Annotated in this window: 19 protein-coding genes; 9 read left to right on the forward strand and 10 right to left on the reverse strand. The window is 77.1% G+C overall.

The features are described 5' to 3' along the window. The first annotated feature begins 8 nt into the window (after window positions 1-8). Entirely contained in the window at window positions 9-2,387 is a 2,379-nt protein-coding gene (locus tag ABD158_RS05970) for a transglutaminase TgpA family protein (protein WP_344005051.1), read from the forward strand. Between the two features lie 454 nt (window positions 2,388-2,841). Here the strand turns inward: ABD158_RS05970 and ABD158_RS05975 are convergent, their stop codons facing one another. From ABD158_RS05975 to ABD158_RS05990, 4 genes are all read right to left on the reverse strand, one after another. Next, complete coding sequence (locus ABD158_RS05975) at window positions 2,842-3,306, reverse strand: DUF3040 domain-containing protein (RefSeq protein WP_344005054.1); 465 nt, start codon at window positions 3,304-3,306, stop codon at window positions 2,842-2,844. A gap of 124 nt (window positions 3,307-3,430) precedes the next feature. After that, window positions 3,431-4,234, reverse strand: coding sequence for a methyltransferase (locus ABD158_RS05980; protein ID WP_344005057.1), 804 nt, complete (start codon window positions 4,232-4,234; stop codon window positions 3,431-3,433). 50 nt (window positions 4,235-4,284) lie between these two features. Further along, entirely contained in the window at window positions 4,285-4,746 is a 462-nt protein-coding gene (locus ABD158_RS05985; protein ID WP_344005060.1) for an SAV_6107 family HEPN domain-containing protein, read from the reverse strand. Window positions 4,747-5,012: 266 nt separating this feature from the next. Continuing rightward, window positions 5,013-5,468 carry a hypothetical protein gene (locus ABD158_RS05990; RefSeq protein ID WP_344005063.1) on the reverse strand — a complete coding sequence of 152 codons (456 nt, stop codon included), beginning with the start codon at window positions 5,466-5,468 and terminating at the stop codon, window positions 5,013-5,015. A 264-nt stretch (window positions 5,469-5,732) separates the two neighbouring features. Between ABD158_RS05990 and ABD158_RS05995 the strand changes: the two genes are divergently transcribed. After that, entirely contained in the window at window positions 5,733-6,221 is a 489-nt protein-coding gene (locus tag ABD158_RS05995) for a YbaK/EbsC family protein (protein ID WP_344005065.1), read from the forward strand. Between the two features lie 5 nt (window positions 6,222-6,226). Beyond that, window positions 6,227-7,531 carry a phytoene desaturase family protein gene (locus ABD158_RS06000; protein WP_344005067.1) on the forward strand — a complete coding sequence of 435 codons (1,305 nt, stop codon included), beginning with the start codon at window positions 6,227-6,229 and terminating at the stop codon, window positions 7,529-7,531. Between the two features lie 48 nt (window positions 7,532-7,579). On the opposite strand, the gene ABD158_RS06005 is transcribed toward ABD158_RS06000, so the two are convergent. Beyond that, a complete protein-coding gene (locus ABD158_RS06005; protein ID WP_344005070.1) occupies window positions 7,580-8,482 on the reverse strand; it encodes a methylenetetrahydrofolate reductase in 903 nt (300 codons plus the stop codon). A 73-nt stretch (window positions 8,483-8,555) separates the two neighbouring features. Here ABD158_RS06005 and ABD158_RS06010 point away from each other — a divergent pair, with 73 nt between their 5' ends. Continuing rightward, window positions 8,556-9,641 (forward strand): polyprenyl synthetase family protein, encoded by a 1,086-nt coding sequence (locus ABD158_RS06010; RefSeq protein WP_344005073.1) that lies wholly within the window; start codon window positions 8,556-8,558, stop codon window positions 9,639-9,641. A gap of 46 nt (window positions 9,642-9,687) precedes the next feature. On the opposite strand, the gene ABD158_RS06015 is transcribed toward ABD158_RS06010, so the two are convergent. Continuing rightward, window positions 9,688-10,083 carry an Rv2175c family DNA-binding protein gene (locus ABD158_RS06015; protein ID WP_344005076.1) on the reverse strand — a complete coding sequence of 132 codons (396 nt, stop codon included), beginning with the start codon at window positions 10,081-10,083 and terminating at the stop codon, window positions 9,688-9,690. A 143-nt stretch (window positions 10,084-10,226) separates the two neighbouring features. Here ABD158_RS06015 and pknB point away from each other — a divergent pair, with 143 nt between their 5' ends. Beyond that, the gene (pknB, locus tag ABD158_RS06020) at window positions 10,227-12,302 is read left to right on the forward strand and encodes a Stk1 family PASTA domain-containing Ser/Thr kinase (protein ID WP_344005079.1); all 2,076 of its coding nucleotides are present in this window, start codon (window positions 10,227-10,229) and stop codon (window positions 12,300-12,302) included. Window positions 12,303-12,475: 173 nt separating this feature from the next. Here the strand turns inward: pknB and ABD158_RS06025 are convergent, their stop codons facing one another. Further along, on the reverse strand, window positions 12,476-13,060 hold the full coding sequence (locus ABD158_RS06025) for a hypothetical protein (protein ID WP_344005082.1): 585 nt from the start codon (window positions 13,058-13,060) through the stop codon (window positions 12,476-12,478). A gap of 42 nt (window positions 13,061-13,102) precedes the next feature. On the opposite strand from ABD158_RS06025, the gene ABD158_RS06030 reads away from it, so the two are divergent. The 4 genes from ABD158_RS06030 to ABD158_RS06045 all read left to right on the forward strand — a co-directional run bounded on the left by ABD158_RS06030 (window position 13,103) and on the right by ABD158_RS06045 (window position 16,106). Beyond that, window positions 13,103-13,342: a hypothetical protein gene (locus ABD158_RS06030; protein WP_344005085.1), complete on the forward strand. Its 240-nt coding sequence runs from the start codon at window positions 13,103-13,105 to the stop codon at window positions 13,340-13,342. A 104-nt stretch (window positions 13,343-13,446) separates the two neighbouring features. After that, the gene (locus tag ABD158_RS06035) at window positions 13,447-13,998 is read left to right on the forward strand and encodes a Dps family protein (protein ID WP_344005087.1); all 552 of its coding nucleotides are present in this window, start codon (window positions 13,447-13,449) and stop codon (window positions 13,996-13,998) included. A 198-nt stretch (window positions 13,999-14,196) separates the two neighbouring features. Then, window positions 14,197-15,291: an NADase-type glycan-binding domain-containing protein gene (locus tag ABD158_RS06040; RefSeq protein WP_344005090.1), complete on the forward strand. Its 1,095-nt coding sequence runs from the start codon at window positions 14,197-14,199 to the stop codon at window positions 15,289-15,291. Between the two features lie 14 nt (window positions 15,292-15,305). Next, window positions 15,306-16,106 carry an esterase/lipase family protein gene (locus ABD158_RS06045; protein ID WP_344005093.1) on the forward strand — a complete coding sequence of 267 codons (801 nt, stop codon included), beginning with the start codon at window positions 15,306-15,308 and terminating at the stop codon, window positions 16,104-16,106. 59 nt (window positions 16,107-16,165) lie between these two features. On the opposite strand, the gene ABD158_RS06050 is transcribed toward ABD158_RS06045, so the two are convergent. The 3 genes from ABD158_RS06050 to ABD158_RS06060 are packed head-to-tail and all read right to left on the reverse strand — an operon-like array spanning window position 16,166 to window position 19,157. After that, window positions 16,166-16,981: an ABC transporter permease gene (locus ABD158_RS06050; protein WP_344005096.1), complete on the reverse strand. Its 816-nt coding sequence runs from the start codon at window positions 16,979-16,981 to the stop codon at window positions 16,166-16,168. Then, a complete protein-coding gene (locus ABD158_RS06055; RefSeq protein WP_344005099.1) occupies window positions 16,978-17,988 on the reverse strand; it encodes an ABC transporter ATP-binding protein in 1,011 nt (336 codons plus the stop codon). The genes ABD158_RS06050 and ABD158_RS06055 overlap by 4 nt, the downstream gene beginning before the upstream one ends. After that, entirely contained in the window at window positions 17,985-19,157 is a 1,173-nt protein-coding gene (locus ABD158_RS06060; RefSeq protein ID WP_344005102.1) for a LolA family protein, read from the reverse strand. The genes ABD158_RS06055 and ABD158_RS06060 overlap by 4 nt, the downstream gene beginning before the upstream one ends. Window positions 19,158-19,174 lie beyond the last annotated feature (17 nt).

Consider the following 19,174-nt stretch of genomic DNA (forward strand, 5'->3'; position numbering starts at 1 on the left):
GTGGGGCCGTGAGCGCGGGCCGCGACCTGCGTCTCTCCCTGACGGCGATGCTGACGACGTGGACCGCGGTGCTCGCCTGGCGCGGCTTCACCGAGAACGCCGACCGGTTCCTGGTGCCGCTGCTCGTGGTGGGTCTGGCGGTGGCCGTCACCGGCACGCTGGGCCGGCTCGCCGCGCTGCCCTCGCCTGTCGTCGTGCTGGCGCAGCTGGTGGTCGCCGGTCTCGGCGTCCTGCGCGACCTCACCGGCGCGTGGGTGCCCGGGCCGGCCACGCTGGGCGTCGCCCGCGACGTGCTCGTGCAGGCGGCCGACAGCGCGGTCGTCTACGCCGCCCCGGTCGCGGGGGACGTGCCGCCCGTCGAGCCCCTGCTGCTCGTCGCCGCCACCGCCTGCCTGCTGCTGGTCGACGTCACGGCCTGCACCCTGCGCCGCGTGCCGCTGGCGGGCCTGCCGCTGCTGACCGTCTACACGCTGCCGGTCAGCATGCTCGGCGGCGGCGTCGCCTGGTGGGTCTTCGCCCTCCCCGCGGCCGGCTTCGTGTCGATGCTCTACCAGCACACGGAGGCCGAGCTGGACCGGTGGGACGCGCCCTCCGCCGGGGCGTCCGGCGCCCCGGGCGGGCCGGGCGCCGCGGATGCGGCCGGCTTCGGGGTGCGGACCGGCGGCGTGCGCGGCACCGCCCTCGGCATCGGGACCGCCGCCACCGCCCTCGCGGTCGGGGTGCCCCTCCTGGTGCCGACCCTCGGGCTCGCCGTGCTCGACGGGCCGGGCCCCGGCGACGGCACCGACGAGATCACGCTGGACAACCCCATGGCGGACCTGAACCGCGACCTGCGCCGGCCTCGGGACACGCCCCTGCTGCAGGTCACCACCGACGACCCGGACCCGTCGTACCTGCGGATCTCGGTGCTGAACCGGTTCAGCGACAACGCGTGGACCAGCGGCGACCGGGACCTGCCCGACTCCCAGCTGGCGCGCGGCGCGCAGCCCGAGCCGGTCGGGGTGGCCGCGGACGTGCCGCGCACCACCGAGGACTGGCGCATCGACGTCACCGACGAGTTCGCGTCGACGTGGCTGCCCGCGCCGTACCCCGCGGCGGGGGTGCGGGCGCAGGGGGCGTGGAAGTACGACGAGACCACCCGCGACTACATCGCCGCCGAGGACGACCTCACCACCGCCGGGCTGTCCTACGAGACCACCGCGCTGGACCTCGAGCTCGACCCGGAGCGGCTGGCCCTGTCCGACCCCGGGACCACCGCGGTCGGCGCGGAGTTCCGCGACCTGCCCTCCGACCTGCCGCTCGAGGTGGTGCAGCTCGCGCGGGCCGCGACCTCGGGCGCCGACGACGACTTCGGCCGGGCGGTGGCGCTGCAGCAGTGGTTCCGCCGCGACGGCGGGTTCACCTACGACCTGAGCGTCGAGCCCGGCAACGGGTCGGACGCCCTGCTGGCGTTCCTCTCCGACACCCCCGAGGGCCGGACGGGCTACTGCGAGCAGTTCGCCTCGGCGATGGCCGTGATGGCCCGGAGCCTCGGGATCCCGGCGCGGGTCGCGGTCGGGTTCCTGCAGCCCGAGCAGGTCGACGACGGCGGCGTGTGGGAGTACTCCTCCAACGACCTCCACGCGTGGCCCGAGCTGTTCTTCCCGGGCGCGGGCTGGGTCCGCTTCGAGCCGACGCCGGCCGGGCGGGCCGCCGACGTGCCGTCGTACACGCAGGGGGTGACGGGCGCCCAGGAGGTCCCCGAGGTCACCCCCGGGCAGGGCAGCGAGCAGGCACCGGACCTCGGCGAGGACCCCGGGGGCGCGGGCGCGACGTCCCGGGCGCCCACCACGGGGACCGGCAGCGCCACGCGCCGCGAGGGCGTCGACGTCGCCGCGGTGCTGTCGTGGGCCGGTGGGCTGCTCCTCGTCGCGGGCCTCGCGGCCGGTCCGCGCGGCCTGCGCACGGCCCGCAGCCGGCGCCGGTGGGCGCGGGACCCGGTGGAGGCGGCGTGGGCCGAGCTGGCCGACACCGTGGTGGACCACGGACGCACCTGGCCGTCCGACCGGTCACCGGCCGAGGTGCGCCGCGTCGTGGGTCCGCCGCTGGAGCAGGCGCCCGACACCGGCGCCGGCCGTGTCGGGGACGCGCTCGACCGCCTCGTCGGCGCGGTCGAGGTGAGCCGCTACGCGCCGTCCGCGCCCCCGCCCGACACCACCGGTCTGCGGCTGGACGTCGAGACGTTGCGCGAGGCCCTCGCCGCGACCTCGAGCCGGCCGACCCGGCTCGCGGCGCTCTGGCTTGCCCGCTCCCTGCTCCGCCGACCCGCCCCCCGCGGTCGCGGCACCACCCGTCGTCCGGTCGCGGGGTCCCCGGCCGGCGCCACCGTGGTCGACCAGCTCACCTGAGTCGGCGCGAGCGTGCGCCCCCAGGGGGCTGAGTCGGCGCGAGCGTGCGCCCCCAGGGGGCCGAGTCGGCGCCTGCGTGCACTGGCAGGCAGCCGAGTCGGCGTAAGCGTGCACCCGCAGGCAGCCGAGTCGGCGCGAGCGTGCACCCCGGGTCTGGGGGCTCGAACGCGGGACGTCACCGCGTCGTCGGCGTCAGCGACGTCGACGGCGGTCGAGGCACCCGCGGCCCCGTCCGGTCCGGCACCGGGCGACATCGACCTGCGTGCGCGTGCGGGAGTCGCACACCAGCGCCGACTCGGCTGTCCTGGGGCGCACACGACCGCCGACTCGGCTGTCCTGGGGCGCACGCAGCTGCCGACTCGGCCGTCCTAGGGCGCACGCAACTGCCGACTCGGCCGTCCTAGGGCGCACGCAACTGCCGACTCGGCAGCCCTGGCGCGGGTGTGGCGAGCGGTCAGCCGTTGTCGCGGCGACGGCGCCAGCGCTGCTCCATGCGCTCCATGAAGGAGCCGGAGCCGCCGGGGCGCCCACGCTTCTGGCGGGGCGCACGACCGCCGCGGCCGCGGGAGCGCCCGCCCTCGATGAGGGTGAAGGCGCCCGGGCCCGCCGTCGGGTCCGCACGCTGCTCGTCGGACTCGGCGGTGCCGGCCTGGCGGCTGCGCACCGCGGCCACCGCGAGCGTCGCGGAGGCGAGCATGATCACGAAGCCGACGATGCCGACCACGGTGTAGCCGCTGACCGCACCGCCCATGAGCACGGCGACACCGCCGAGGAACACGACGCCCGCACCGATGGCGCGACGACGCGCGGCCCGTCGCAGGGTCGTCCCCCGCATGGTGGACGCCAGCTTCGGGTCCTCCTCGACGAGGGCACGCTCCATCTGCTCGAGCATGCGCAGCTCCTCTTCCGAGAGCGGCACGGGTACCTCCCAGACACAGACGCACGGACCTGTTCTGGCCCGCCGAGGATGAGGCGATGATTCTAGGCAGCCAGTGACTCCGAGGGTACCCAGGACCAGAAATTGGCACGCGGCGCCGGCACCCTCACGGCGTACGACGGGCGAGCACGTGCAGCTGGGTCGCGAGCGGGAACAGCTCCTCGGTGTCGGCGACCGCCTGCTCGAGCTCGACGAGGGCCTGCCCCGCCCCCGGCTCGAGGTCCAGCAGCGCGCCCGGCACGAGGTCGGCGAAGACCCTCACTCCCTGCACCGACTCCACCGGCAGCCCGGCGTCCGCGAGCAGCTCACGGAGCTCGGCGTGGGTGTAGCGGCGGGTGCGCTGGGGTCCGGGCGGCGACGCGGCGGCCGGCTCGAGCAGGGCGCGCGCGGCCACGAGGTGGCCGGCCATCGCCCGCGCCACCACCGCCGCGTAGCGCTGCGCCACCAGCAGGCTCAGCACGCCCCCGGGACGCAGGGCCGCCGACAGCGCGGCGAGCGCCGCCCCGGGGTCCTCGACCACCTCGAGCACCCCGTGGCACAGCACGACGTCGACGCCACGGGTCTCCCCGACCGCGCCGGCGAGGTCCGACAGGTCGCCCTGGACGCCGCGGACCAGCTCGGCCACGCCGCGCTCGGCCGCACGGCGACCGAGCATCGCGAGCGCGTCGGGGCTCGGGTCGACGACCGTCACACGGTGACCCAGCTCGGCGACCCGGACCGCGAACCCGCCGGTGCCGCCGCCGACGTCGAGGACGTCGAGGGGTCCGTCCGCCGCCAGGGGCCCGCGCAGCGCCTCCCAGACGACCGCCGTGCGTGCCGCCCCGCGCCTCTCGGACGGCCTCTCGGGGCCCCGGTCCGAGGGTCGTTCGGCGGGGCGCGCGGCAGGACGCTCGGAGGGGGGCACCGACATGGCCCCACCCTAGTGACGCCGGCGACCCCGCGGGGACGCCCGGGCGGACCTCAGGCCGAGCGTCGCTCCTGGTCGGCGACGACCGGCGCACCGAGCCGGTCGAGGGCGTGGGGCACGAGCCCCAGGCAGGTCTCCACCGTCGCGAGGAAGCGGTCCGCGTCGCGCACCAGGTCGTCGGCCTCCCGCTCGGTGACGGCACGACGCGCCCCCGCCTCGGCGGCCGCGCGCTTGGCGGCACCGGCGGCGAAGAAGGTGGCCCACTCGGCCAACTCGGGCGCGACCTCGGACAGCAGCACCCACGCGTTGCGCTGGGGACGACGTCGCGGGTCCGGGTGGGCACGCGCGGCGAGGAGTGCGGCGGCGGCCTGGAGGGCGGCCACGTGGGCCGTGGCGTAGCGGCGGGGGACGTCGCTCGTGAGCAGGGCCTCGCGCAGCGAGGCGGCCGACCGGGCGAGGTAGGCGTGCGCACTCGCCGGGAGGGCGTGGGGGTGCGGGACGGACGGGCCGGGCATGGGTCTCCTCGGGTGCGCGCAGCAGCAGGACCTCGACCCGGGTGGCCGCAGCGACGACGGGGTCGAGGCGTCGTCGCTGCGGCCGGAGATCGAACGCGTGTTCGATGATTCGACGGTAGCCCGTCGGGCCACACCGGTCAACCCCCCGGGTGGACCACCGACGGGTCCCACGGCGGACCCCACGGCGGACCCAGGGCGGATCCCGCGGTCACGAGACGGTCGGGGTCCGAGCGGTCCCGGGTCCCGCCCACGACCCGGGGCGTCGCTCAGGCGCCGCCGCGCCCCGCGTCGTACGACGGGGAGCGGCCGAGCCAGCGGCTGGCCGTCGGGTGCCACAGCGCGAGGAGCAGCACCACGCAGGACAGGCCGGCGAGGGCGGCGAGGGCGCCGAACACCGCGGGCGGCCCGGCGCGGAGCGCCAGGCCGGCGAACACCATGCCGGCCATGGAGGTGACGCTCAGCCACGACCGGACCCAGGCGGCCCGGTGACGCAGCATCGCCGCCAGGACCGCACCCAGCGGCACGAGGGTCAGGAACGTGACGATGGCGACCGGCACGAAGCCGGGGACCGCCACCGGGCTATCGGCGAGCGCGTCGAGGCCGCCCTGGGCCACGACGGCGCTGGCAGCCGGGTCGCCGGCGGCCCACGTCTCGACGAGCAGCTGCTCCCAGGCGATGGTCGCCACGACGAGCGCGGCCAGGACCAGGCCCTGCGCCCCCATGGTCGCCGAGGCCACCCGCACGGCCCGGGGGGCCGCCCCGGGAGCGGCCGGGCCACCGCGGGCGGGTCGCGCCGGGCGAGCGGCACCGGCCGGCCCGGCGCCCCCGGTCGGCCCCGGGGTCGTCCGGAGGTTCTGGTGATCGTCCACTGTGATGCTCCCCGTCGTCCGTCCTCGCGGGCGTGGTCCGTGCCGCGCCGTCCCCGGAGCCTGCCCCGGCCGTGCGTCCGCCAAACCCTGCGCGCCCGACCGCCTAGGGTGCGGGCCATGTCCGAGGACCATCCTGCGGTGCGACGCTTCCGTGACGCCCATCAGCGCGCCTCCGGGCGGGGTGAGATCCGTCTCCTCCCCTCGTCGGCGCACACGGCCGCGCTGGCCGCCGAGGCGCTGGGCTGCGAGGTCGGCGCGATCGCCAACAGCCTGCTCTTCACCGGCGACGACGGCCCGGTGCTCGTGCTGACCTCCGGCGCCCACCGCGTCGACCTGCCCGCCACCGCGTCCCGGGTGGGCGTGTCCCGGCTGCGCCGGGCCTCCCCCGACGACGTGCGCCTCCACACGGGTCAGGTCATCGGCGGTGTCTCCCCGCTGGGGCACCCGTCACCGGTGCCGACCTACGTCGACACGTGGCTGCGGGCGCACCCGGTCGTCTGGGCCGCGGCGGGCCACCCGGCGGCGGTCTTCAGCACCGACGCCGACGAGCTGCTCGCGATGACGGGCGGGACCGAGATCGACGTCGAGGCCGCGCCCCTAGGCTGACGGCCATGGCGAGGGTGGCGGTGGTGGGCGCCGGGTTCGGCGGCCTCGCGACCGCCGCCCGACTGGCGAAGCTGGGCCACGAGGTGGTCCTGCTCGAGGCCTCCGGGACCCTGGGCGGCGCCTGCACGTCCCTCACCCGCGACGGCTTCACCTGGGACGCCGGCCCGGGGTGGACGCTGCTGCCCGCGGTGGTGCGCGACCTGTTCCGCAAGACCGGACGCCCGATCGAGCGCGAGCTCGACCTGCAGCCCCTCGACATCGTCCGGGAGCACCGCTTCGCGGACGGCTCCACCGTGGCGCTCCCGGCCGGGTCGCGCGCCGCGCAGCTGCGCGCGGTCGAGGGGCTCGGCCCCGGTCTCGGTGAGCAGTGGACGCGGCACGTGGCGTCGTACTCGCAGACCTGGGACCTGCTGCGCCGCGACGTCCTCGAGCGGCCCTGGTCCGACGAGGTGGGCCGCCCCGAGACCGCCCGCCTCCTGGCCTCCCGCGAGACCCTGCACCGGCGGTTGCGCCGGAACCTGCGCGACCCGCGGCTGCGGCTGCTCGCCAGCCATCCCTTCGACGTCGACGGCCACGGCCTGCGGGACGTGCCGGCCTGGGCCGGCGTGGTCGGCCACGTCGAGCAGCGCTTCGGGCTCTGGCGGCTCCCGGGCGGGATGAGCACCCTGACCGACGCCCTCGCCGCGCGCCTCGACACCCGCGGCGTCGAGGTGGTGCGGAGCACGGCGGTGCGCGACGTGGTCGTGCGCGGTGGGCGGGCGGTCGCCGTCGCCACGGAGTCCGGCACGGTCGACGCCGACGTCGTGGTCGTGGCCGTCGACCCACGCCGGCTGCCCACGCTCGCCGCCCACGTCGAGCGGGCCGTGCCGGCGATGCCGCCCGTCGTCACCCACCTCGGGCTGAGCGGCGACCTGCCGCCGATGCCGCACCACGAGACCGTGCTGCACGGCGACCCGCTGCTCGTGGTCCGCTCCGGCGGTCAGGCCCCCGACGGCGCGGAGGCGTGGACCGTCAGCGCGCGGGGGCGGGGCGCCGAGGACCCCGTGCGCTCCCTCGCCGAGCGGGGCGTCGACCTCCGCCGGCGGGTGGTCAGCCGGGTCGACCGCAGCCCCCGGGCGCTGGTCGAGGCCTGGGGCGGGTCGCCGCTGGGGGTGCAGTGGGAGGGCCGGGCGACGACCCGTCGGCGGCTCGGCCCGCGCACCCCCGTGCCCGGCGTGTACGCCGTGGGCGCCCACGCGGCACCCCTGCCCGGCCTGCCGTTCGTCGGGCTCACCGCCGCGCTGGTGGCCCAGGAGCTGGGTCCGGCCTGACCCCCCGGGCCCGCGGAGCCGGACGCGGTCGGAGGCGGTCGGAGGTGGTCAGACGGAGATCTGCAGCGCCGCGAAGATCTCGCGCGTCGCCTTGGAGCGGTTCAGCGTGTAGAAGTGCAGCCCCGGCGCCCCGGCGTCGAGCAGGTCGGTGCACAGCTGGGCGGCGAGCTCGATGCCCGCGGCCCGCAGCGCGACCGGGTCGTCGGCGTGGGCCTCGATCCGGCTGCGGACCTCGGACGGGATCTCGCGCCCCGACAGCTCGGCCATCCGCGCCACCTGACCCAGGTTCAGGATCGGCATGATGCCGGGCAGGATCGGGAAGTCGACGCCCTTCGCGGCCGACCGCTCCGCGAGGTCGGCCCAGTCCGAGGCGCGGAAGACCATGTCGGTGATCGCGAACTCGGCGCCGCTGCGCTGCTTGTGGGCCAGCACCTCGCTGTCGTGCTCGGCCGACGCGGCCCCCGGGTGCACGCCGGGGAACGCCGCCACCCCGACGGTGAAGTCGCCGCGGTCGCGGGCCAGCTCGACGAGCTCGACGGCGTGGGTGAAGCCGCCCTCGGTCGGCGTCCACGGCGCCCGGGGCCCGTCCTTCGGGTCGCCGCGCAGGGCCAGCACGTTGTGGACGCCGGCGTCGGCGTAGGCGTCGAGGATCGCCCCGAGCTCGGCGCGGGTGTGCCCGACGCAGGTCAGGTGGCCCAGCGGCACCATCGAGGTCTCCCGGGCGATGCGCCCGGTGACCCGGACCGTCGTGTCCCGCGAGGACCCGCCCGCGCCGTACGTGACGGAGACGAAGGTGGGCCGGTAGGGCTCCAGCTCGCTGATCGCCGTCCACAGCTGCGCCTCGCCCGCCTCGTCCTTCGGGGGCATGAACTCGAAGGAGTAGGAGCGCTCCCCGGCGCGGATCAGCTCGGCGATGCTGCGTCGGGAGGGAGGTCGGGGGTCGGTGGCCACGAGGGGAGAGTCTAGGTCGGACCCTCGCGACCTCCCGGCCTCGTCCGGGACCGACCGCACTAGGGTCGGGGTCGTGACCAGCTGGGACGAGGCCGCCTTCCGCGCCGGGGTCGCGACGGAGATCACCGCCTTCCTCGACGCCATGGACGCGCGACTGGCCCCGCTGGGCGCCGACGCCGGCCGACTCATGGCCGGGGCCCGCACCGCCACCGAGGGCGGCAAGCGGCTCCGGGCGGCGTTCTGCTGGTGGGGCCACCGGGCGGTGTCGCCCGGCCCGCTCGACGCCGACGACGAGCGGGGGCTGCTGCGGGCCGCCGCGTCGCTCGAGCTGCTCCACGCGAGCGCTCTCGTCCACGACGACCTGATGGACGCCTCCGAGACCCGCCGCGGCCGGCCCGCCACCCACCGGGCCCTCGCCGAGGAGCACCGCGCCGCCGGCTGGGACGGTCGCCCCGACGCGTACGGCGCGGCGGGCGCGATCCTGCTCGGCGACCTGCTCCTCAGCTGGTCCGACGAGCTGCTGCGGCGCTGCGGGCTGCCCGCCGACGCCGTCCTCGCCGCCCTGGGCGTGCTCGACGAGTGCCGCAGCGAGGTGATCGCCGGGCAGTTCCTCGACGTCTCGGTGCAGGCGCGCGGCCTCGAGGACGTCTCCGAGGCGATGACCGTGCTGCGCTACAAGTCAGCGAAGTACTCCATCGAGCGTCCCCTCCACCTCGGCGCCGCGCTCGCCGGCGGCGGCCCGGCGGACCTCGAGGCGCTGGGCGCGTTCGGGCTGCCGCTGGGCGAGGCGTTCCAGCTGCGCGACGACCTGCTGGGGGTCTTCGGCGACCCGGCGGTCACGGGCAAGCCCGCCGGCGACGACCTCGTCGAGGGCAAGCAGACCGTGCTGGTGGCCCTGGCCCTCGACGGTCTCGCGGCCCAGGGCCGCGACACCGACCGCGAGCGGCTGGCGCGCTCGCTCGGCCGGCACCTCGACGAGGCGCGCCTGGACGACCTGCGCACCCTGATCGTCGACAGCGGCGCCCAGGACCAGGTGGAGTCCGCGATCACCGGTCTCGTCGAGCACGCCGACGCCGCGCTGGACCGCGCCGGGCTGGACCCCGTCGCCACGGCCGAGCTGCGCCGCCTCGGCGCGGCCGCCACGGCCCGCACGGCCTGAGTCGCCCGAGCCGCCCGGCTTCCGGTGCGTGCCTCGCCCCAGGGGGTCAGAAGGCCATGGCCTGGGCCCGGCGACGGGCCTCGGTGCCGCGGTTCTCGCGCAGCGCGTCGATCGGGCGCCCCGGCAGGTCGAGGTCGGTGAACAGCCAGGCGATCGCCTCGCGATCGTCGTACCCGCCGTCGTGCAGGACGGTCAGCAGGCCCGGCAGGCCCTTGACGATCTCCCCGTCCTGGACGAAGAGCGCCGGCACCTGCTGGCCCGCGCCGGGTCGCGGGACCGCGCCCGCGAGCCGGTGCTCCTGGATCAGGCGGCCGACGCGGGAGGTGGGGACCCCCAGCTCCTGCGCGACGCCGGCCCAGTCGCTCCACTCCCCGACCAGGGCGTCGAGGTCGGCGGAGCCCAGCGGACCGCCGGAGGTTTCGGGACGACGTGCGCGGTTCATGCTGCCCATCGTGGCGCATCGCCCTCGTACGGCGCCACGCCGCACGGCGTCGGGCGGGCCCGGGGCCCCCGCGGCTCCGTACGATGGGCGCCACCCGGGCGCCGGCGGACCGGGACGAGGGGGGACCGCGGAGGAGGACGGCGATGGGCGACGGTGGCACCCGCACGCGCGGTCCCGTCGACGCCTCCGCCCTCGAGGGCCGCCTCGTCGACGGCCGCTACCTCGTGGGTCCGCGCATCGCCCGCGGCGGGATGGCCGTCGTCCACCGGGCCACCGACGTCCGTCTCGACCGCACCGTCGCCATCAAGGTGATGCACGCCTCGCTGGGCGACGACCCGGAGTTCGTCGCCCGCTTCGTGCGGGAGGCCCGCTCGGCCGCGCGCCTGTCGCACCCCCACGTGGTCGCGGTGCACGACCAGGGGCAGGCCGACGGCCTGGTCTACCTGGTGATGGAGCACCTCCCGGGCCGCACGCTGCGCGACGTCGTCCGCGACGAGGCGCCGCTGCCGCCCCGCCGCGCCCTCGCCCTGCTCGAGCCGGTCCTGTCCGCGCTCAGCGCGGCCCACCGCGCCGGGATCGTGCACCGCGACGTGAAGCCCGAGAACGTGCTGATCGGCGACGACGGCGCCGTCAAGGTCGCCGACTTCGGGCTGGCCAAGGCCGTCAGCACCGAGACCCAGCACACCGCCACCAGCGGGGTGCTGATCGGCACCGTGTCCTACCTGGCGCCCGAGCTGCTGACCGAGGGCACCTCCGACACCCACGCCGACGTGTACGCCGCGGGGATCGTGCTCCACGAGCTGCTCACCGGCGTGAAGCCCCACCGCGGCGACACCCCCATCCAGGTGGCGTGGCACCACGTCCACACCGACGTCCCCGCGCCGTCCGCGCTGGCGCCCGGCCTCCCGCCGTACGTCGACGCGCTGGTGGCGCGCGCGTGCGTGCGCGACGTCGGCCAGCGCCCGGCCGACGCCGGCGTGCTGCTGCGCCACGCCCACCGCGTGTCGCAGGCGCTCGCCGACGGCGACGTCGACGACCCGGAGCTCGTCGCGGACCTCCGGCCCGCCGCGTCCCCCGGCCCCGTGGGCGCCGTGCCGACCTCCGCCGGCCCGGTCACCGCCGAGAGCGACTCGGGGACCTGGCTGTTCGGCGGGCCCGCCGGGGCCGCGGGCGCCGGCGGTGCCGACGGACCCGGGGAGCCGTGGCCGCCCGACGACGCCGAGGTGGACGAGCCCCCGGTCGCGCTCCCCCGCCCGCAGGCCCACACCCAGGTCTGGGACCGGCGCGTGCCGCCCGGACCGACCTCCGACGGGCCCGCGGGACCCTCGGCGCCGCGGCGCCGGGGGCGGGGGCCGTGGGTGGTGCTCGCGGCCGTGCTGGCACTAGTGCTCCTGGCCGGGGGTGCGTACTGGTTCCTCGACGCCCGCTGGACCCCGGTCCCCGCCGTCCTCGGGGAGTCCCAGGACGCGGCCGTCTCCACGCTCGCGGACGCCGGGCTCCGGGCCGACGTCCGGCAGGACTACTCCGAGGAGGTGCCGCCCGGCGAGGTCATGGGCGTCGACCCGGCCGCCGGCGGGCGCGTCCTCGGCGACGGGCCGGTCGCGCTGACGGTCTCGAGGGGACCCGAGCGGTACGACGTGCCGCGGGTGCGCGGCGGCTCCGAGGACCGGGCCCAGGACGCCGTCCTGGCCGCCAACCTCGAGGTGGGCGAGCGGGTCGAGCGCTACGACGACGACGTCGAGGCCGGCACCGTGCTGGGCACCACGCCCCGTGCCGGCACGAGCCTGCCGCCCGGCGAGGAGGTCTCGATCATCGTCAGCCTCGGGCCCCAGCCGGTGGATGTCGACGACCTCGTCGGCACGGACGCCGAGGACGCCGAGGACCGCTACACCGACGCCGGCCTCGAGGTCGACGTGACCGAGGAGTACTCCGACGACGTCGACGCCGGCGACGTCGTCAGCCAGAGCCCGGGACCCGGCGAGCTCCTGCCCGGCGAGACGCTCTCGCTCGTCGTCAGCCTCGGCCCCGAGACCGTCGTGATCCCGGACGGCATCGTCGGCAGCGGCGTCGACGAGGCCCGCGAGCTGCTCGAGGACCTGGGTCTCGAGGTCGTCGAGGACGACGACGACTCGGTCGGCCTCGGCTTCGTCGTCGGCGTCGACCCCGGCGAGGGCGAGAGGGTCGACCGCGGCGACGAGGTCACGATCACCGTCTTCTGACCCGCCGAGCCGTCACGAGTTCCCGGCCCCCTCCCGCCGACCCGTCACCAGTTCCCGGCCCCCTCCCGCCGAGCCGTCACCAGTTCCCGGCCCACCCGCTGCTCCGGGGTGAGCTCGTGACGACTCGAGGCCCGGGTCCGGGAGCTCGCGACGACTCGACGGGCGGGGTCGGCTCAGCAGTCCGCGAGCCGCCAGCCGTCGGCGGTGAGCTCCCAGGTCTCGTCCTCCTGGACCAGGCCCCGGGCGCCGCGGAGGGTGTAGTCGACCTCCGCGCGGTCGCCGACCTCGTCGGCGTCGGCGCCCACGGCGCTGAAGGCGGCGAAGGGCAGCGGCTCGCCGTACAGCTCCCCGGCGCGGGCGACGAGGTCGCCGAACGCGGTCCGGTCGACGCGGTCGCGGCAGGCGTCGGTGTAGAGCGCGTACGCCGGTCCGGCGCGGCCGGTCAGGAGCGCGTCGGCGTAGAGCCGCACGGCGCGGCGGAGGTCGTCGGTGCCCGCGGGCACCGGCGGCGGGTCGACGGCACCCGCGTCGGGGTCCCCACCCGGGGTCGTGCCCTCGCCGGGCGCGGGCACGACGGGCTCGCCGATGCCGTCGCCGGCCCGCCCCGGGCCCTCGGCGCAGCCGGCCGCGAGCGCGGCGGTCGCCACCAGCGCCAGCCCCGCCACCAGCACGCGCGACACGACCGGCGACACGTACCGCGACACGAACCGCGAGGGGGTCCCCGGGGCCGGTCGCGGGCGGGGACGACGGGCGGTCACGGGGCCACGGTAGGGCCACGACGATGTGGGTACTGCCGCAGCATGAGCGAACCGGTCACCCCCAGCACCCCCGACGACGACCCGCGGGTCGAGGCACTCCAGGCCGCGGTCGACCGCGTCGTCTCCTACGAGGAGTCGGCCCCCGCGGAGACCGTGCGCGCCGAGCTCGACGGGGCCGTCGCGCAGGCCGGCCTCGACGTCCCCGACGACGTCCTGGCCCGTCTCACCCAGCACATCAGCGACCACGGCGAGCACGTGGACGTCCGCGACTTCCTCGGCTGAGACCGAGCCCGTCGGCAGGTCGCGGGAACAACGAGCCCTCCGGGCGGGGTTCCCGTGACCGGACCACCGAACACCACCCACCGCACCAGACGAAGGAGTCATCCGTGAGCGTGTCCTACACCGTGCCCGGTCTCGAGAAGGCCCAGGCCGAGACGATCATCGGTCTGCTGCAGACCCGTCTCAGCGCCTACAACGACCTGCACCTGACCCTCAAGCACGTGCACTGGAACGTCGTCGGGCCCCACTTCATCGCGGTGCACGAGATGATCGACCCGCAGGTCGAGCTCGTGCGCGGGTACGCCGACGAGGTCGCCGAGCGCATCGCCACCCTGGGCGGCTCGCCGAAGGGCACCCCGGGCGCCCTCATCGCCGACCGCAGCTGGGACGACTACTCGCTGGGCCGCGACACCGCGCTGGCCCACCTCGGTGCGCTCGACCTGGTCTACACCGGCCTCGTGGGCGACAACCGCGGGGTCATCGCGGAGACCGGCGACCTCGACCCGATCACCGAGGACATGGTGATCGCCCAGACCGCCGAGCTCGAGAAGTTCCAGTGGTTCGTGCGCGCCCACCTCGAGAGCATGGGCGGTCAGCTCACCACCGCCGGTGCCACCGGCGAGACCGGCGCCGCGGACGCGAGCCGCGCCGACGGCTGAGCCCCCGGCCGCGCACACCGCACCACCACGGCCCCGGCCGACCGGGCACCCACGACGGGTGCCCGGTCGGCCGGGGCCTCGCGCGTCGCGCCCGTGGCCATCGGCTTGGGCGCGGGGAACGGCCTCGCCTAGCCTGGGAGACCGATCTCACCCCACCGACCCCCGACCATGTCCCACCAGCCGACGAGGAGGCGAGAGATGGCCGAGCGCGACGCCTGGGGCGACTGGCGCACCGACACCGCCGAACGACCCCTCCCCGCCGTCCTCGCCGACGCCCACCGCTCCGGCGACGAGACCCGCACGATGGCTCCCGTGCCCGCCGTGGTCGAGCCCTCCGCGGACCTGCCGCGACCACCCCGCTTCCCCCTCTACGCCGACGACCTGCGACCCGCGCCCGTGGTCCGGAGCGCGCCGACCGCCGCCCCCGCGGCGCCGACCACAGCCCCCGGCCCCTCCCGCCGTCTGCGGCCGCTGGTCCCGTGGGTCGTGGCGGCCGCCGTGGTGGCGCTCGCCGCCGGGACGGCCGGGACCGTCGTCGCCACGCGGCCCGACCCGCTGACCGCGGTCGGGACCGGTGACGTGGGTGCGCTGCCCGCGGGTCCGTCCCGCACGGTCGTCGGCGACCGCACCGACGGGGCCGCCTCCCCGGGCGCCACCGACCCGGGCGAGCGCCGGACCGGCTCGTCGCGCGGCGGCGAGGCGCGCCCCGACGAGGAGCCCGCGGACCGCGTCTCCCGGCGCGACGCCCGGCCCGTCGCCGCCGCCGTCACCGCCCCGCGGACCGCCCCGCCCAACGTCGACCTCTCCGGCGAGCGCGTCACCTACGACGCGACCAACCTGCTCGACGGTCGCCCCGAGACCGCCTGGCGTGTCGCCGGCAACGCCCGCGACACCGTCCTCACCGTCCGGCTCGACCGCCCGACGGTGATCACCACCGTCGGCCTGCTCAACGGCTACGCCAAGGCCGGGACCGCGGGCGACCGCGCCGTCGACTGGTACGACGCCAACCGTCGCGTCCGACGGGTCGAGTGGTTCTTCGACGACGGCAGCCGCGTCGTGCAGAGCCTCCGCGAGGTCCGCGAGGTCCAGCGCACCGACATCCGCCCCACCGAGACCTCGACCGTGCGCGTCCGGATCGCGGCCGTCTCGGCGCCCGGCCGCGGGCGCGACGGACGCGACTACACGGCCGTCAGCGAGATCGCCCTCGAGGGGGTCCCCGTCGACGACGCCCCGGACGACGGCCCGGACGACGGCATGGACGACGGCGGCGCCGACCGTCGGACGACGGACTGAGGGGCGGACCGGTCGTGCTCGACGGCCTCGCCCCGGCGCGCCGTCGCACCGTCCTGCTCGCGACGACGCTGGCGCTGCTGCTGCTCGTCGTCCTCGCCGGGCTGGGGATCGCCCGGGCGCTCGACGACGGACCCGCGGTCGACCCGGTGGCGCAGGACGAGCCCGGGCCGGTGCTGCTCGTCGCCGGCTACGGCGCCTCGGGCGCGGGCCTCGAGACCCTCGCCGACCGCCTGCGGGCCGAGGGCCGCACCGTCGAGGTCGTCAGCGGCACCGACGGGGGCACGGGCGACCTCCGCGACCAGGCCGTCGCGCTCGGTGACGCGGCCGAGACCCTCGCCGAGCGCACCGGCTCCGCCTCGGTCGACGTCGTCGGCCACTCGGCCGGCGGCGTCGTGGCCCGGCTGTGGGTGGCCGAGCAGGGCGGCGGCTCGCTCGCCCGGCGGGTCGTCACCCTCGGCTCTCCCCACCACGGCACCGAGGTCGCCGACCTCGGCGCCGAGCTGACCCCCGGCTCCTGCCCGGAGGCCTGCCGCCAGCTCACCACCGACTCGCCGCTCCTCGCCGAGCTCAACGCCGACGACGAGACCCCGCCGGGCCCGGTCTGGGTGAGCCTGTGGACCGAGGGCGACCGGGTGGTCGTCCCGGCGACCTCCGGGCGCCTCGAGGGCGCCGTGGCCTACGCGGTGCAGGACGTGTGCCCCGGCCGCGCCGTCGAGCACGGCGACCTGCCGAGCGACGACGCGGTCGTCGGCATGGTCCTCGAGGCGCTCGGTGGCGCCGTCCCCGACGCCCCGCCGCCGCGCTGTCCCGCCTGATCCCGTCCCGACCCCTGATCCCGTCCCGGCCCCCCGGGACCGCGCCGGCGGCCGCGCGGCTAGCGGGTGACGTCCTTGGTCGCGAAGTTGGCCCAGGCGGCGCCGAGGAAGACCGCGACGTACAGCAGCTGCAGACCCACGCCCCGCACCAGGTCGCGCCACAGGATCGGGTCGCGGAACAGGTCGGTGAAGGCGAGCCAGTAGCGGGTCAGCAGCCACGGCTGCAACGCCTCCGCGGCGTCGAGCGTCAGCAGCAGCGTCGAGGCGATGAGGATCGCGATCGCGCCCAGGGCGGCCGCCAGGGGCGTGTCCACGACGGTCGACAGGAACAGCGCGATCGCGGCCACGCCGAGCATGCAGAGCATCGCGTAGCCCAACGACATCAGCGTCCGCAGGACGAGCTCGGGCGTGCTCAGGCTGGTGCCGGAGAAGGTGGTGGTCGTCGCGGTGACGTCCTGCTGGCCCAGCAGCGTCACCCCCACGACGTACGCCGTGACCGCGACGACGACGACCGCGACGAGCGCGAACACGATCACCGCCACCAGCTTGGCGACCAGCAGCCGGGTGCGGCCGACGGGCCGGATCAGCATGTAGCGCAGCGTCCCGGCCTGGCCCTCGCCCGCCACGGCCTCCCCCGCGGTGACCGCCACGGCGACCGGCAGGAACAGCGGCACCACCATCGCCAGCGCCGCCAGCGGGTACAGCGTGCCGTCGGTGAGCACCGCCGACAGGAACGCGGGCCCGCTGCCCGGGCGCGGGCCCACCCCGGTGACGGCCAGCAGGACCGCGACCAGCACGGGCAGGGCGTCGATCAGGGCGATCGTCACCCAGGTGCGGCGGCTGGTGAGGAGCTTGCGCAGCTCGACGGCGATCATGCGGCTCCCTCGTCGGCGCGGCGCGCCGCGAGGGCGTCCCCGCCGTCCCGCTGCGCGCCGGGCCCGCCGTCGTCGTCGGTGCGGAACCCCGGTCGGTCCCCGCTCCCGCGGGCCGCGGCCAGGACGACGTCCTCCAGCGTGCGCCGCTCGGGGGCGAGGGTGAGGACGCGGCAGCCGGCCTCGACCAGCCGGCGGTTCAGGCCCGCGGCGTCGTCGGTGCGGACCAGCAGGCGCCCCCCGCCGGGGGCGGCGGCGCGGTGCTCGACGGCGCCGCCGAGCAGCTCGGCGGCACGCGTCGGGTCGGCGGTGAGCACCTCGGTGCGTCCCGTCGGGCGCTGCAGCACGTCGAGCTGCTCCTGCAGCACCAGCCGGCCGCGGTCGAGGACCCCGACCCGGGTGCACATCTGCTCGATCTCGGCGAGCAGGTGGCTGGAGAGGAAGACGGTGACGCCGGCGCGGTTCAGCTCGAGCAGCAGCTCGCGGATCTCGTGGATCCCCTGCGGGTCGAGACCGTTGGTCGGCTCGTCGAGCACCAGCAGCCGGGGGGCGCGCAGCAGCGCCGACGCCAGCCCGAGGCGCTGGCGCATCCCGAGGGAGTAGGCCCGCACCGGTCGTCGGTCCACCCCGGCGAGGCCGACGCGCTCCAGGGCCTCCTCGACCCGCGCCCGGCGGGTACGACGCCCGCCCGCGGCCCCGCGGGGACCCATGGCGTCGAAGAGACGCAGGTTGGCGCGGCCGGAGAGCCCGTCGTACGCGCCGGGGCCCTCGACCAGCGCCCCCACCTGCGGCAGCACCTCGGCGCGGCCGCGGGGCATCGGGCGCCCGAGCACCTCGGCCGTGCCGGAGGTCGCGAGCACCAGGCCCAGCAGCATCCGGACCGTCGTGGTCTTGCCCGAGCCGTTGGCGCCGAGGAAGCCGTAGACGTCGCCCTCGCGCACGTCGAGGTCGACACCGTCCACCGCGGTGACGCGGCCGTAGCGCTTGGTGAGTCCCTCCGTGCGGATCATCGGTCGCCGGTACCCCGTCCGGCGTCGTCGCGGCCCGCCGGGGCCACCTGGACACCACGCCGGACGGCGGCGTCGAGGGTGACGGGCTCCGGGGCCAGCCGGCGGGCGGCGCGCTGCAGGGTGCGGCCGTCGACGGCGCCGGTCACCAGCCACTCGTCGCCGTCGCCGTCGTCGGTGAGCGCGACGCCGAGCGGCCCGATGGTCGCGAGGGTGCGCTGGTCGGTGACGTCGGCGCCCGGGGTGCCGGCGAGCTGCTCGCGCAGCGGACCGGCACCGCGCTCCTCCAGGGGCAGGGCGAGCATGCGCGTGACCCCGCGTCCGTAGACCCCGACGGCGCCCGAGGAGTCGTCGGTCAGCTCCAGCCCGCCCAGGCGCCGGGGCGGGCGCTGCTCGGCGTACCGGGCGACGGCGTCGACGATGTCGAGCACCTCGTCGTCGACGACCCGGACGCCGGGTGGCGGGTCGAAGGCGACGGTCGACGCGGCGGGCTCCTCGGCGGAGAAGTCGCCGAAGGCCGTGGTCAGCACCGGCGGCGCGGCCGGGTCGTCGTAGAGCTCGACGGCGAGGGGCACCCCGGTCTCGGCGTCGGCCCACACGTCGACCCGCCCGACGCTGGCCTGCGGCAGCGACGGGGTGACCCGCAGGCCGAGGGCGTCACGGCCCGCGACCCGCCGGGCGCCGATGCGGGCGACCTCGTCGGGGCGCACGTCGTCGAGCACGCGGCGGGCGAGCTCGGGCGGCAGCAGGTCGACGACCCGGGGCAGCCGCACGTCCGGGTCGACGGCCCGGTCGGCCTCCCCGTCGGCGACGCCGGACTCGTAGGACCACTCGGTGGTCCGCCGCCCCTCGTGGCGCAGGCTGACCTCGCCGGTGGCCCGCAGCCGGTCGACCCGCCACGCGTCGTCGTCGCGCCACCAGGCCCGCAGCCGCGTGCGCTCCCCCAGCAGGTCGCCCACCGAGTCGAACCGGTCCGCCTCGGGAAGCGCCAGGGTGCCCTGGGTCTCGACGTAGCCGGACCACGACGCGTCGGCGGAGGCCTGGACGCGGCGGGCGAGCGCCACCGCACCCTCGTCGGCGTCGTCGGCGGGCCGGGCCGCGACGGCGACGGCGCCGCCGGCGAGGAGCGCGAGCGCCAGGGCGAGCAGGGCCCATCGGCGCGTCGCGGTCATGCCCCGACGCTACGGGC

The sequence above is a fragment of the Nocardioides lentus genome (assembly GCF_039529515.1).
Lineage (GTDB): Bacteria > Actinomycetota > Actinomycetes > Propionibacteriales > Nocardioidaceae > Nocardioides > Nocardioides lentus.

Excerpts from the sequence above, each read along its gene's own strand:
- ABD158_RS05980 (WP_344005057.1), bottom strand. The coding sequence starts at position 4,234 with ATGTCGGTGCCCCCCTCCGAGCGTCCTGCCGCGCGCCCCGCCGAACGA.
- ABD158_RS05985 (WP_344005060.1), bottom strand. The coding sequence starts at position 4,746 with ATGCCCGGCCCGTCCGTCCCGCACCCCCACGCCCTCCCGGCGAGTGCG.
- ABD158_RS05990 (WP_344005063.1), bottom strand. The coding sequence starts at position 5,468 with ATGGGGGCGCAGGGCCTGGTCCTGGCCGCGCTCGTCGTGGCGACCATC.
- ABD158_RS05995 (WP_344005065.1), top strand. The coding sequence starts at position 5,733 with ATGTCCGAGGACCATCCTGCGGTGCGACGCTTCCGTGACGCCCATCAG.
- ABD158_RS06000 (WP_344005067.1), top strand. The coding sequence starts at position 6,227 with ATGGCGAGGGTGGCGGTGGTGGGCGCCGGGTTCGGCGGCCTCGCGACC.
- ABD158_RS06015 (WP_344005076.1), bottom strand. The coding sequence starts at position 10,083 with ATGAACCGCGCACGTCGTCCCGAAACCTCCGGCGGTCCGCTGGGCTCC.
- pknB (WP_344005079.1), top strand. The coding sequence starts at position 10,227 with ATGGGCGACGGTGGCACCCGCACGCGCGGTCCCGTCGACGCCTCCGCC.
- ABD158_RS06030 (WP_344005085.1), top strand. The coding sequence starts at position 13,103 with ATGAGCGAACCGGTCACCCCCAGCACCCCCGACGACGACCCGCGGGTC.
- ABD158_RS06040 (WP_344005090.1), top strand. The coding sequence starts at position 14,197 with ATGGCCGAGCGCGACGCCTGGGGCGACTGGCGCACCGACACCGCCGAA.
- ABD158_RS06050 (WP_344005096.1), bottom strand. The coding sequence starts at position 16,981 with ATGATCGCCGTCGAGCTGCGCAAGCTCCTCACCAGCCGCCGCACCTGG.
- ABD158_RS06055 (WP_344005099.1), bottom strand. The coding sequence starts at position 17,988 with ATGATCCGCACGGAGGGACTCACCAAGCGCTACGGCCGCGTCACCGCG.
- ABD158_RS06060 (WP_344005102.1), bottom strand. The coding sequence starts at position 19,157 with ATGACCGCGACGCGCCGATGGGCCCTGCTCGCCCTGGCGCTCGCGCTC.